The 11798-nt window shown below is 64.0% G+C and carries 14 protein-coding genes and 1 riboswitch; of the genes, 10 read left to right on the forward strand and 4 right to left on the reverse strand.

Annotated elements, in window-relative coordinates; all coding sequences use genetic code 11:
• Positions 1-30: 30 nt before the first annotated feature.
• Positions 31-879 (reverse strand): NAD(P)-dependent oxidoreductase, encoded by an 849-nt coding sequence (locus tag QP941_RS08090; protein ID WP_284844339.1) that lies wholly within the window; start codon positions 877-879, stop codon positions 31-33.
• 31 nt (positions 880-910) lie between these two features.
• A riboswitch (guanidine-III (ykkC-III) riboswitch) is annotated at positions 911-976 on the forward strand.
• Positions 977-984: 8 nt separating this feature from the next.
• On the opposite strand from QP941_RS08090, the gene QP941_RS08095 reads away from it, so the two are divergent.
• The 8 genes from QP941_RS08095 (at position 985) to QP941_RS08130 (ending at position 8277) form a co-directional block, all read left to right on the forward strand.
• Positions 985-1299 (forward strand): DMT family transporter, encoded by a 315-nt coding sequence (locus QP941_RS08095; RefSeq protein ID WP_284766068.1) that lies wholly within the window; start codon positions 985-987, stop codon positions 1297-1299.
• 607 nt (positions 1300-1906) lie between these two features.
• A complete protein-coding gene (gene hemL / locus QP941_RS08100) occupies positions 1907-3217 on the forward strand; it encodes a glutamate-1-semialdehyde 2,1-aminomutase (protein WP_284868632.1) in 1311 nt (436 codons plus the stop codon).
• Between the two features lie 22 nt (positions 3218-3239).
• Positions 3240-3848, forward strand: coding sequence for a histidine phosphatase family protein (locus tag QP941_RS08105; RefSeq protein ID WP_284868633.1), 609 nt, complete (start codon positions 3240-3242; stop codon positions 3846-3848).
• A complete protein-coding gene (locus QP941_RS08110; protein ID WP_284868634.1) occupies positions 3848-4459 on the forward strand; it encodes a TlpA disulfide reductase family protein in 612 nt (203 codons plus the stop codon). Before QP941_RS08105 ends, QP941_RS08110 begins: the two co-directional genes overlap by 1 nt.
• The gene (locus QP941_RS08115) at positions 4460-5263 is read left to right on the forward strand and encodes a cytochrome c biogenesis CcdA family protein (protein ID WP_284868635.1); all 804 of its coding nucleotides are present in this window, start codon (positions 4460-4462) and stop codon (positions 5261-5263) included.
• Between the two features lie 7 nt (positions 5264-5270).
• Positions 5271-6902: a cytochrome c biogenesis protein ResB gene (locus QP941_RS08120; protein WP_284868636.1), complete on the forward strand. Its 1632-nt coding sequence runs from the start codon at positions 5271-5273 to the stop codon at positions 6900-6902.
• Between the two features lie 94 nt (positions 6903-6996).
• Positions 6997-8016: a c-type cytochrome biogenesis protein CcsB gene (gene ccsB, locus QP941_RS08125; protein WP_179387345.1), complete on the forward strand. Its 1020-nt coding sequence runs from the start codon at positions 6997-6999 to the stop codon at positions 8014-8016.
• Positions 8017-8277 (forward strand): helix-turn-helix domain-containing protein, encoded by a 261-nt coding sequence (locus QP941_RS08130; protein WP_284868637.1) that lies wholly within the window; start codon positions 8017-8019, stop codon positions 8275-8277.
• Here QP941_RS08130 and QP941_RS08135 read toward each other — a convergent pair.
• Complete coding sequence (locus tag QP941_RS08135; RefSeq protein ID WP_179387346.1) at positions 8274-8519, reverse strand: hypothetical protein; 246 nt, start codon at positions 8517-8519, stop codon at positions 8274-8276. The genes QP941_RS08130 and QP941_RS08135 overlap by 4 nt on opposite strands.
• A 38-nt stretch (positions 8520-8557) precedes the next feature.
• Between QP941_RS08135 and QP941_RS08140 the strand changes: the two genes are divergently transcribed.
• Positions 8558-8884 carry a DUF4229 domain-containing protein gene (locus tag QP941_RS08140; RefSeq protein ID WP_284766061.1) on the forward strand — a complete coding sequence of 109 codons (327 nt, stop codon included), beginning with the start codon at positions 8558-8560 and terminating at the stop codon, positions 8882-8884.
• Here QP941_RS08140 and QP941_RS08145 read toward each other — a convergent pair.
• A complete protein-coding gene (locus tag QP941_RS08145) occupies positions 8881-9771 on the reverse strand; it encodes a 1,4-dihydroxy-2-naphthoate polyprenyltransferase (RefSeq protein ID WP_284766060.1) in 891 nt (296 codons plus the stop codon). The two genes, QP941_RS08140 and QP941_RS08145, sit on opposite strands and share 4 nt — an antisense overlap.
• A 214-nt stretch (positions 9772-9985) precedes the next feature.
• On the opposite strand from QP941_RS08145, the gene QP941_RS08150 reads away from it, so the two are divergent.
• Positions 9986-10657: a metal-dependent transcriptional regulator gene (locus QP941_RS08150; RefSeq protein ID WP_502869203.1), complete on the forward strand. Its 672-nt coding sequence runs from the start codon at positions 9986-9988 to the stop codon at positions 10655-10657.
• Here QP941_RS08150 and menE read toward each other — a convergent pair whose 3' ends face one another.
• A complete protein-coding gene (menE, locus tag QP941_RS08155; protein WP_005322961.1) occupies positions 10658-11791 on the reverse strand; it encodes an o-succinylbenzoate--CoA ligase in 1134 nt (377 codons plus the stop codon).
• Positions 11792-11798: the final 7 nt, after the last annotated feature.

Genomic DNA, 11798 nt, shown 5'->3' on the forward strand with positions numbered 1-11798 from the left:
GGCCCGCATGCCCGGCAGGCCTGTGGATAACTAGCCCTTATTGCGGAAGACGAAGATGGAGGAGAAGTCCTGATCACCGTGGCCCATGGCCTGCATTTCCTCGAAGCGGCCGATGGCGGCGGTCAGGGCGGGCAGTGGCTTGGTGGAGGTCATCTCCATGAGCTTGGCGTCCTTGGCCAGGGCGTCGACGGTGAAATCGCCCGGGTCGGTATTGCGCTCGCCGGTGATAAACGGCGCCTTCATATTGGCGATGAAGGACAGGCCGGTGATATCGAGCATCTGCAGCACCACCTCGGAGTCCAGGCCCTCGGACTCGCCGAGCTGCAGGGCTTCGAGCAGGCCCTCGGCGGTGACGGCGAGCGCGAGGTTCGCCAGCAGCTTTCCGATGGCCGCCGTGGCCGCCGCCTCCACTCCGATGAGCTTGTCTTCGCCCGCCCAGGACTCGGCGAGGGACATGGCTTGCTCACGGCGGGCGTCGTTAGGCGTGCCCACATAGACGCCGAGCTTGCCCTCGCGGGCCGGGCCGAGCGTGCCGACGACCGGGGCGTGGACGTAGGTTTCCACGGCGGCGGCGAATTCGCGGGCATCGTTGGGCGAGACGGTGGTGGTGTCGATCCAGGTCACGCCGGCGGGGATGAGTTGCGGCTCGACGACAACCTCGCGGACATCGTCGGGCCCGAAGAGAGAGGTAATAATGACCTCAGCGTTCGCTACGGCCTCGGTAGGCGAGGCGGCAAGCTCGGCGCCTTCCTCCGCCAGCGGTTGGGCGCGCTCGGCGGTGCGGTTCCAGACGGTCAATTCGATGCCGTCTTGCTCGTTGAGCAGGCGGCGGGCTAGTTCGGTTCCCATGCGGCCAGTTCCAAGAAATGCAATCTTCATGGTTTCCTAGTGTGCCATCATTGGGTGTAGGTTCGCCGCGACTTGCACGAGCCCCGGACGAGGGAGCCGTACCCGGCAACGCGACAAGACGGCCAGGAAGCAGTTATGGCGTGGTTCATCTTGATTTTCTCCGGCGCATTCGAGGCCGTGTGGGCGGCGGCGCTGGATAAGTCCGCAGGTTTTACGCGCCTGTGGCCCTCGCTTATTTTCCTCGTGGCCTGCGCGATTTCCATGGCCGGCCTGGCGTGGGCGATGCGCAGCATCCCGGTGGGCACGGCCTATGCGGTGTGGGCGGGCGTTGGCGCGTCGGTGGCGGTTATCTATTCTTTCGCCGCCGGACACGAGGCCGCCACGGTGTGGAAGGTACTATTCCTCGCCATGATTATCGGCGGCGTCGTGGGGCTGAAAGCGGTGAGTTAGAGGCCCGGAATCCGCGGCGCGGGTGGCAGGGGCAGCGCCGGTGGTGGGGCGGGCGCGGGCATAGCGGGCACTGCCGGCACATCAGGCACCGCGTCCTCGATGCGCCCGCGCACCTCGTGCGGCGGAATATTGAGGTTCGGCAGGCCGCTTTTGTCCCGCGCAGGTGGGCGTGGGGCCGGCGCCGCAGGTTGCGGGCGGGGTGCCGGTGCGGGCGCTGGCGCGGGACGCTGCTGAGGCGCGGCAGCCGAGCTAGGACGCGAACCGGGTGCAGACTCAGGCGCCGGCGCCGCGTCCGACGGCGAAGGTGGCTCGGTCGGCGGCGAGGGAACCGGGGCGTCCTCCCGAGGAAGGTCGCGCGGGGCGAGTGGGCGGGGAGGGGGCTGCCAGGAGGGGGCGTCGGCAAGCGGGGTAGCACCCACCGAGGTAGGCAGCGGCCGCTCGGGCCTGGGCTGAGCGCAACCGGCGAGGCAGAAAGCGGCCAGGATGGCGAAAATGAGAGTGCGCTGCATTGAAAATCCCCCCGAATTGAAAAGTGCAACGCCCCGAAGTTTAGCGGCTGACTGTGAATCGCGCACTCCAACTTTTGTATAGCGCGCGAATCGCTAGAATGTCAGACATGCCTAATACTTCCCAGTCGCAACAGTGGTTTGAGCGTTCCTCCAAGGTGATTCCGGGCGGGGTGAACTCGCCGGTGCGCGCGTTTGGCTCCGTGGGCGGCCAGGCCCGCGTAATTGAGCGCGGTGCGGGCTCGCGCCTGTGGGACGTCGACGGCAATGAGTACGTTGACCTGGTCAGCTCCTATGGTCCGATGATTCACGGCAATGCGCACCCAGAGATTGTGGAGGCCGTGCAGCAGGCCGCTGCGGGTGGCTTGAGCTTCGGCTCGCCCACCGAGGGGGAGGCCTTGCTGGCGGAGGCCATCGTCGCGCGCACCGCGGCCGATAAGGTGCGCATGGTCAACTCCGGCACCGAGGCCACCATGTCTGCGGTGCGCCTGGCCCGCGGCTACACCGGCCGCGCCAAGGTGCTGAAGTTCGAGGGTTGCTACCACGGCCATGTGGATGCGCTGTTGGCCTCGGCCGGCTCCGGCGTGGCGACCTTTGCGCTGCCGGATTCCCCGGGCGTTACGGGCGCGACGGCGGCCGATACCATCGTCGTTCCTTATAACGATATCGAGGCCGTGCGCGAGGCATTTGCGCAGAACCCGGGCGAGATTGCCTGCATTATCGCGGAGGCTTCGGCCGGCAACATGGGCACCGTGGCACCAGAAGAGGGTTTCAATGCCGCGCTTGCCGACGTCGCCCATAGCGACGGTGCCCTCCTCATCCTCGACGAAGTCATGACCGGCTTCCGCACCTCCTATAAGGGCTGGTACGGCGTCGACGGCGTGGCGGCGGACTTGGTGACCTTTGGCAAGGTCGTCTCCGGTGGCCTGCCGGCCGCTGCTTTCGGCGGCCGCGCCGAGGTCATGGACTACCTCGCCCCGGACGGTCCGGTCTACCAGGCCGGTACGCTGTCCGGTAACCCGGTGGCCATGGCCTCCGGCCTGAAGTCTTTGGAGTTGGCCGATGAATCGCTCTACGAGCGCCTACAGGCCAACGCGGACCGCCTGACCGGCATGATTTCCTCCGCGCTATCGGCCGAGGGCGTAGCGCACCACATCCAGCGGGCATCTTCGATGTTCTCCATCCGCTTTGCCGAGGGTGAGGGCCGCAATTTTGCCGATATGCAGGCGGCCGAGACCTTCCGCTTCACCCCGTTCTTCCACGCCCTGCTGGATAACGGCATCTACGTCGCGCCGAGCCCATTCGAGACCTGGTTTGTCTCGGATGCACTTACCGACGCCGACTTTGAACTCATCGAAGCCGCCCTCAAGCCCGCCGCGCAGGCGGCGGCCGCCGCGCGTCCCGCACATTAAGTCCCGCACACCAAGGAGAGACATGACACGCACCATCGTTCACCTCGTGCGCCACGGCGAGGTCCACAACCCGGAGAAGATTCTCTACGGTCGCATCCCGGGCTATCACCTGTCCTCGCGCGGGCATTCCATGGCGGCGCGCACCGCGGAGTCCTTCCGCGACCACGATGTGACCTACCTGGCGGCCTCGCCGTTGCAGCGCGCCCAGGAAACCGCGCGGCCGATTGCGGAGGTAACGGGGCTAGACGTGGACGTCGATAAGACGCTCATCGAGTCCGGCAACCGTTTCGAGGGCCTGCGTACCAAGGGCCTGCGCTCCGCGCTGTGGAACCCGCGCCGCTGGCCGCTGCTGGTCAACCCGCTGGAGCCCTCGTGGGGCGAGCCCTATGAGCAGATTGCCGAGCGCATGCTGGGCTCCATCGAACGCGCCCGCACCGCCGCGGCCGGCCACGAGGCGATCTTGGTCAGCCACCAGCTGCCCATCGTGATGGTGCAGCGCACCGTGCTGGGCCAGCGCCTGCCGCACGCGCCGTGGAACCGTGAATGCGACCTGGCCTCGGTCACCTCGCTGCTTTTCGATGACAACCAGGTCACCGATATTTTCTACTCCTCGCCGGCCCAGGAGATTTAATGGCACTACAACGCAAACGCGCAGTCGGCGCGGTGCTTGCGGCGGCGGCCGTCGCCCTGCCGCTTGCTGGTTGCTCGCAGGACGCCGATAACGCGCAAAACGCGGTTGCTACCGGCGGCAACTTCGAGTTCATCACGCCCGGCGGCGAAAAGGTCATCAACTACGAGGAATCTGAGCGCAAGCCGCTGCGCACCTTCTCCGGCGAGGATGTGCGCGATACGGATAAGACCATTTCCCTGGAGGATTATGAGGGCGAAATCGTCGTGCTCAACTCCTGGGGCCAGTGGTGCGCTCCGTGTCGCGCCGAGGCCGATGACCTCCAAGAGGTCCACTCCGAGCTACAGAAGCGGAAGATTGGCACCGTCTTGGGCATCAATGTGCGCGACTATAACCCGCAGGTGTCCAATGACTTCCTCGAAGACAACGGGCTGAAGTATCCCTCCATCTACGATCCGCCGTTTAAGACCGCGGCGGCCCTTGGCGGCGTGCCCACCTCCGTGGTCCCGACCACCATCGTCTTGGATAAACAGCACCGCCCGGCTACGGTCTTTTTGCGGTCCATCACCGCCCAAGATGTGATGGACGTAGTGGACAAACTAGAAAAGGAATAAATGGACAACGCAGCGAGCATCGGCAACTCCTTTGCCGAGGCCGCGACCTCCGGCCCACTCATTCTGGGCCTGCTCGCGGCCGCCGTGGCGGGGTTGGTGAGCTTCGCCAGCCCGTGCGTGATCCCACTGGTGCCTGGCTATATTTCCTACCTAGCCGGCGTGGTGGGCGGCGAGGTTACGTTTGACGGCGAGTTGGGGGTGGGCGTCGGCAAGCGCAGGCAATGGGCCGTGGTACTGGCCGCCGCCTTGTTCATCCTGGGCTTTACCGTAGTTTTCCTGCTGGCGACGGTCTCCGTATTCGGCGCGATTTCCGCGCTCCGCCTCAATGAGGAGACGCTCATGCGGGTAGGCGGCGGCGTGACCATCCTGATGGGTGTGGTCTTCTTAGGCGCGATTCCAGCGCTGCAGAAAGATACCCGCTTGGCGCCGAAGCGCTGGACCACCTGGCTGGGCGCGCCGCTACTCGGCGGGGTATTCGCGCTGGGCTGGACGCCGTGCCTGGGGCCAACGCTGACTGCCATCATGTCCGTATCGGCCGGCACCGAGGGCATGACGGCCGCGCGCGGGGTGTTGCTCATCATTTTCTATTGCCTGGGTCTGGGCCTGCCGTTCCTTCTGGTGGCGCTGGGCTCCTCGCGGGCGATGCGCACGATTTCGTGGGCCCGCAAGCACTCGCATACCATCCAGATAATCGGCGGCGTGGCCATGATCCTCGTCGGCTTGGCACTGGTAACCGGCCTGTGGGGCGAGTTCATTAGCCTCATCCGCCAGTGGACCGGCACCTACGGCGTAACCCTTATTTAGGAGAGACGTGAAATATTTCCGCAAAGCCTGGCATTGGCTGACCAGTATGCGCACCGCGCTAGCGCTGCTTTTCTTGCTGGCGCTGGCCGCGATTCCCGGTTCTTTGCTGCCGCAGCGCGACCTCAACGAGCAGAACGTGCAGGACTTCATTGAGTCCAATGGCAACGTGGCGAAGATCTACGACAAGCTGCAGCTTTTCGACGTCTTTTCTTCCGTCTGGTTCCAGGCCATCTTCATCCTCTTGGCCATTTCCCTGGTGGGCTGCATCCTGCCGCGCTCCTGGGATCATTACAAGGCGTGGAAGACCCCGCCAACGCGCGCGCCGAAGTACCTCCACAAGCTGCCGCTGGCGGCCGAGGGGCATTCGGATAAGAGCGAGGAAGAGCTATCCGCGGAAATTAAAAAGCGCCTAAAGAAGTGGCGCGTGGCCGAGTACGCCCCAGAAGAAGACCGCGCCGGCGTGCATACCTTTTCCGCAGAGCGCGGCTACGGCCGCGAGCTGGCCAACCTCATCTTCCACGTGGCGTTGGTGGCCATCTTGGTCACCGTCGCCGCCGGCCGCTTGGTCAACTACGAGGGCCAGGTCATCGTGGTCACCGAGTCCGGTTCGCAGGGCGGCGGCCAGACCCTGGACCAGTCCACGGAGTTCTGTAATACCTCCACGTCTAACTTTGATTCCTTCCGCGCCGGCCCGCTTTTCGACGGCACCGGTCTCCACCCCTTCTGCCTCATCGCCCATGACTTCGCGGCCGAATACCTGCCCAACGGCCAGGCGGAGATGTTTACCTCCAACGTTTCCTACGCGGAGGACGAGGATATCTACAAGGATGACTCCGAGTGGAAGGATTATGAGCTTAAGGTCAACCACCCGCTGCGCTTGGCGCACAACCGCGTCTACTTGCAGGGCCACGGCTACGCGCCGACGGTGACGGTGGAATGGCCCAATGGCGAAAAGCGCACCCAGACCATTCAGTTCCAGCCGAATGACACGACCTTCTTCTTGTCTTCTGGTGCGATGCGCTTCGACCCGCCGGCCGGCATGCACCCGGATCTCTATGACCGCCGGCAGAACCAGATCGCCATCCAGGGTCTCTTCGCGCCCACGGCCGAGTGGTCCGGCGAGAACGGCAAGCTGCTGCAGTCCGCATACCCCGGGCTGCAGGATCCGGCGATGGCCATCGATATCTACCGCGGCGATGCTGGCCTGGACACCGGCACCCCGCAGTCCTTCTTCTCGCTGGACCCGAACCTGGTGCAGTCCGGCCAGCTGCAAAAGATTGACCGCGTGAACCTCAACCAGGGCGAGGACGTCACCCTTGACGATGGTACGAAGATCACCTTCGACGGCGCCAGCGAGTTCGCCAACTACCAGGTCTCTTATGATCCTTTCCAGAAGTGGGTGCTGGCCTCCGCGCTGGTGATGCTCATTTCTTTGGTGGGATCGCTGGTGATTAAGCGCCGCCGCGTCTACATCCGCCTGCGGCCGAATGCGGCCGGCGGCACCGACGTGGAGATGGGCGGTCTCGCCCGTACCGACCGCGCCGGCTGGTCCGAGGAGTTCCACGAGCTGCACCGAGCGCTGCTGGAGCTGCCGGACCCAGACGAGGTCGAAGAAGACGAACTTTATACCGATGATTAGCGCCCCGGCCCGATCCAACAAAAGTTGGATTGGGCCGTTTCGCTGAGTAAGGTAATCAGCACTTACCCCGCACGTGTGAAGGCTAGGAGCATTCATGCAGATCGATCAGAATCTGTCTAATTTCTCGGATATCGCGGTGCAGACCGCCTTTGTGGTGTACTGCGTCGCGCTCTTTTTGTCGCTGTTTTACTACGGCCGCATGCAGGGCATCATCGAGGGCCGCCGCGCCGTGAAGTCTGAGGCCGCGAAGGTCTTGGTGGGGGCGGGCGCTGGGGGCGTCGACAAGCAGAGCTATGCCGGCGAGGTTGCCCAGTCTTCTTCCGGAATCACGGCCGATGAGCTGAAGGAAAAGGAACGCAAGGCCGATAAGCTCGGCGGCATGACCAGCGCGCTGATGTGGGTGGGCATTGCGTTGCACGCCGCGGCGATCGTGCTGCGCGGCCTGGCCACCGGCCGCTTCCCCTTTGGCAACCTGTACGAGTACGTGCTGATGGTGAGCTTCGGTGTGCTGCTGGTGGGCAATATGGCCATGCAGCGCAAGGAATGGCGCACCGTGTGGCCGTGGCTGCTCACCCCGACCCTCGCGCTGATGTTTTATGGTTCCACCAAGCTCTATGCCGAGTCCGCCCCGGTGGTGCCGGCGCTGCAGTCGCACTGGCTGCCCATCCACGTCACCGTGGTTTCTTTGGGCGCGTCCATCGGTATTATCTCCGGCATTGTCTCGCTGCTGACGCTGTTCCGTATGGCGCAACCGAAGCATGCCGAGCATGGCTTCTTCGGTGCGGTGGCCCGCCCGCTGCCTTCGGCCGCGAAGATTGACCAACTGGCCTACCGCCTGGCTGTTATTACCCTGCCGACCTTGGGCTTGGGTATCATCCTGGGCGCCATCTGGGCCGAGTCCGCGTGGGGTCGCTTCTGGGGCTGGGACCCGAAGGAGACCGTATCCTTTGCCACCTGGATCCTGTATGCCGCTTACCTGCATGCGCGTGCGACGCCGGCCTTCCGCAAGGCGGCACCGTGGATCAACGTCATGGCGATGGCGCTGATGGTCTTCAACCTGTTCTTTATCAATATGGTCGTCTCCGGCCTGCATTCCTATGCGGGGCTGAACTAGATGGCGGAGCATAATAGCCCACGCCATAAGCAGGGAAAGCCGGCCGGCGATAATGCGGTGATTCTGGGTCTTGGCGCCCAATTCGCCGAGCGCCGCCGCGAGTTGGGAATTTTGCAGCAGCAGCTTGCCGACGCCGCCGGTATCTCCCGCTCCACCCTCCACACCATCGAGCACGGTGGTGCGGGCGTGCGGTGGGAAAAGATCACCGCCGTGGCTGAGGCCTTAGGCCTAGAGATGCGCTTCGTGCCGAAGGAAACCTAGTCCTTCTCGCCGTCGGCGTCGCGTTTGCGGCGCTGGCGGCGCTTTTCTTCTTCTGCCTCCTGTGCGCGGCGCTGCTTGAAGCGCTCCTTTTCCAGTTTCCAGAGGAACTCCTCGTCATCATCGGGGCCTTTGATAGCGCGGGGTTGTTCCACCTCGCGCTTTTTCCATGTCGAGGGCCCGAAGGCCTTCCAGACGAGGTAGGCGGCGAGGACAAAGAGTAGGAGGAGGATTATTCGGCCCATGCGTGCGATTCTACCTGCACCGCGTACAATCAACCCCCATGACGCATAACCCTGAGCCACCCAAGCCGGACCCAGAACTGCGCCGCCGTTCGCGCGCGGCGCTGTGGAAGTACGGGCTCGCCCGTGTGGTGCTATTTATCGCATTGACCGTGGTGATTGAGCTTTTGGCCATCACCATCGGCTTTCCCATCCCGGTTCTCATCGCGGCGCTGCTGGCGCTCTTTGTGGCGCTGCCGCTATCGATGCTGATCTTTAAAAAGTGGCGCATCGAGGCCACCCAGACGCTGGCCGAGTACTCCGCCCAGCGCAAGGCCCACAAGCGTTGGGTCCAGGCGGAGCTGGAAGGCCGCGCCGCCCAGGACTAGACGATGATGAGTGCGGCGGCCTCGATAACGGCCCACAGCAGCATCGCGCGGCCGGTCAGGCCGAGCACTGGGATAAGCTCTGGGCCTTGGGCGCCGCGGTTGACGGTGCGGATGGCGCGCAGCGCAAGGGGGAAGTAGACCAAGCCAGCGACCGCGAGCCAGCTGCCGAAGGCGATGCCGATGGTCAGCAGGAATGGCAGCAGGAGCAGCACCGTAAAGAGCAGGCGCGCCTTCTCGTTGCCGAGGCGCACGGCGAGGGTAATCTTGCCGGTCTCGGCGTCGGAAGGAATATCGCGGATATTGTTGACCAGGTTGACGCCGGAGCTCATCGCGCCGATGCCCACGGCCAGTGCGAGGCCCGACCACGACAGCCTGCCGGCCTGGGTAAATTCCGTACCGAACACGGCGACGAGACCGAAGAAGATAAAGACGGCGACCTCGCCAAGCCCGCGGTAGCCATACGGGTTCTTGCCGCCGGTATAAAACCACGCGCCGGCGATGCACAGCGCGCCGACGAGGATGAGCCACCACGCATGTGCCGCCAAGGACAGCGCGATGCCGGCGATTCCAGCCACGGCGAAGGCGGCAAAGGCTGCGAGCTTTACGTGCTGCGGGCGGGCCAGGCCGCCGCCGGTGAGGCGCTGCGGACCGGTGCGGTCGTCGTCGGTGCCGCGGATGCCATCCGAGTAATCGTTGGCGTAATTGACACCGATGATGAGCGCCCACGCCACCACGAGGGCGAGAAGCGCGCGGCCGAAGTGCGCGCCGTCGGCAGCCGCTGCGGCACCAGTACCAGCGATGACTGGGGCGAAGGCATTAGCCCACGTGTGCGGGCGTGCGCCTTGGAGCCAGTCTTTGGCAGTTGCGGGATAGGCAGAAAGTGACATGTCAGTTATTGTGCCACGCCACCGCGGGCATGCTGTGCACAAGGGACGCACACGGCGGATATATAAAAGCCACGGGTATGGCGGAAGCGCGTCGTACGTACCCAAGAAAGGACGGCTGTGGGCCACACCCGTGACAAAAGTTCAATGCGTTGAACTTTCTTAAAGTTATCATGTGAATCGCTCGCGGGGCAAGGCCTTTACTACGATGAATGTCATGCATTTAAGCGATCTCCCTGAACGTACCCAGGACTACCTCAAAGTCCTGTGGGACCTCTCCGAGCACTCCGGCGGCGCGCCCATCGCGCTCAAGGAGCTGGCGGGGCGATTGAACCAAAAGGTGCCCACGGCGTCGGAAGCCGTAAAGCGTCTCGTTGCCCAAGGGCTGGTGGAGCATGAGCGCTACGCTGGCGTTTCGCTGACCCCAGAGGGTCAGGCACTGGCCATGGGCATGGTCCGCCGCCATCGTCTCCTCGAGACCTTCTTGGTCAAAGAGCTGGGGTACACCTGGGACGAGGTTCACGAGGATGCCGATCTCCTCGAGCATGCATGCTCCGATCGCTTCATCGATCGACTCGATCAGCACCTGGGCCATCCTCAGCGCGATCCCCACGGCGATCCCATCCCCGACGCGCAGGGCAGCATCGAGGACCTTGGCACGCTCACGCTTGACGACGTCCCCCTTCACACCCCTGTCACCATCGAGCGGGTATGCGACGGAGACACCGAGCTGTTGCGCTACCTCGACAGCCATGGCGTCGGCCTGGGCGTCGAGGTCGTAGTCGATTCCCGCGTTGCGGGCCTGCTCAACCTGCACGCAGGGGACGAGGAGTTCTCTCTTGCGGAAGTCGCGGCCGCCGACGTGACGGTGCGCGCTAACGAAGTCTAATCAGTTCTTAAAGAGCCCTGCGACACCACGACGGTCCACCTTGCCGGGGCCGGTCAGCGGCATCTCAGCAATGCGGATAATCTCGCGCGGAATCTGCCACCGAGGCAGGTCATCGAGCGCTTCGAGGATGTCGGTGCGCGAGGCCCAGCCGGTGTAAGCTGCGGCGATCATCTGGCCAAGACGTGGATCAGGGATGCCCACCACGCATACACTGTCGACGCCCGGTACCTGCAACAAGAGCTGTTCCAGTTGTTCTGGGTGCAACTTCAACCCGCCCGAGTTGATGATGCTGTCCAGACGTCCAGTGACGGTGAGTTGACCGTGGGCGTCGAGCTCCCCGGCGTCGGAAGTTGCGAACCAGCCACCGACGAAGTCGCGCGATTCCACATTGCGGTAGCCCTGCGCAATGGTCGGCCCGCCCAGGAAAATGCGGTTATCTTCCCCGATGCGCACCTCGGTGCCGGGCAGGGGAGTGCCGTTGTAGACGCAACCGCCCGCAGTCTCCGAGGAGCCATAGGTGGTTACCACGGTGATGTCGAGCTTGCGCGCAGATTCCAATAGCTGGGGATGTGGCGCTGCTCCACCTACCAGGATGGAGTTGAAACGGCGCAGTGCTTGGATGCCGTCCAGCGAATCGAGTGCCTTGTGTAGCTGCATCGGTGTGAGCGCGGTGTACATGCGGTCCTCGGTGTGGGCGAGTTCTTCTGCTGCGCGGGCGAACTCGGTGATGTTAAAGCCTTGGGACAGGTCGAGGCACAGTGGCTCCACACCCGCCACCAACGAACGCACGAGCACCTGGATGCCCGCGATGTGGTGGGCGGGCATGGCCAGTAGCCATTGGCCGGGGCCACCCAGGAAAGAATGGGTGGCATCCGCACTCGCCACCAGGTTAAGCGGGCTTAGCTGCGCCCCCTTCGGTGTGCCCGTGGAACCCGAGGTGGACACCACCAAAGCAATGTCCTCAGCAATCGATTCGCCCGCGCGCATGTGGTTGCGCAGCAATTCCGTCCGCGTGCGGTCCGCTGCGGGAAGGGGTAAGAGCGTGGTCTGCCCAGCGATGGCCTTCTCGAGGTCATCCAAAATTCCTGCGGGATTGCGGGGATCGACTGGGAGTGGGGCGAGGATATGAGTCACGAATAAT

Origin of the sequence: Corynebacterium sp. MSK150, from assembly GCF_030229215.1 — a bacterium.
Classification (GTDB): Bacteria; Actinomycetota; Actinomycetes; order Mycobacteriales; family Mycobacteriaceae; genus Corynebacterium.

What these genes read in the sequence shown, in the direction of transcription:
- QP941_RS08140 (WP_284766061.1), top strand. Translation starts at nt 8,558, where the DNA reads ATGACGCATAACCCTGAGCCACCCAAGCCGGACCCAGAACTGCGCCGC.
- QP941_RS08105 (WP_284868633.1), top strand. Translation starts at nt 3,240, where the DNA reads ATGACACGCACCATCGTTCACCTCGTGCGCCACGGCGAGGTCCACAAC.
- QP941_RS08090 (WP_284844339.1), bottom strand. Translation starts at nt 879, where the DNA reads ATGAAGATTGCATTTCTTGGAACTGGCCGCATGGGAACCGAACTAGCC.
- QP941_RS08130 (WP_284868637.1), top strand. Translation starts at nt 8,017, where the DNA reads ATGGCGGAGCATAATAGCCCACGCCATAAGCAGGGAAAGCCGGCCGGC.
- hemL (WP_284868632.1), top strand. Translation starts at nt 1,907, where the DNA reads ATGTCAGACATGCCTAATACTTCCCAGTCGCAACAGTGGTTTGAGCGT.
- QP941_RS08135 (WP_179387346.1), bottom strand. Translation starts at nt 8,519, where the DNA reads ATGGGCCGAATAATCCTCCTCCTACTCTTTGTCCTCGCCGCCTACCTC.
- QP941_RS08095 (WP_284766068.1), top strand. Translation starts at nt 985, where the DNA reads ATGGCGTGGTTCATCTTGATTTTCTCCGGCGCATTCGAGGCCGTGTGG.
- QP941_RS08150 (WP_502869203.1), top strand. Translation starts at nt 9,986, where the DNA reads ATGCATTTAAGCGATCTCCCTGAACGTACCCAGGACTACCTCAAAGTC.
- QP941_RS08110 (WP_284868634.1), top strand. Translation starts at nt 3,848, where the DNA reads ATGGCACTACAACGCAAACGCGCAGTCGGCGCGGTGCTTGCGGCGGCG.
- QP941_RS08115 (WP_284868635.1), top strand. Translation starts at nt 4,460, where the DNA reads ATGGACAACGCAGCGAGCATCGGCAACTCCTTTGCCGAGGCCGCGACC.
- QP941_RS08145 (WP_284766060.1), bottom strand. Translation starts at nt 9,771, where the DNA reads ATGTCACTTTCTGCCTATCCCGCAACTGCCAAAGACTGGCTCCAAGGC.
- ccsB (WP_179387345.1), top strand. Translation starts at nt 6,997, where the DNA reads ATGCAGATCGATCAGAATCTGTCTAATTTCTCGGATATCGCGGTGCAG.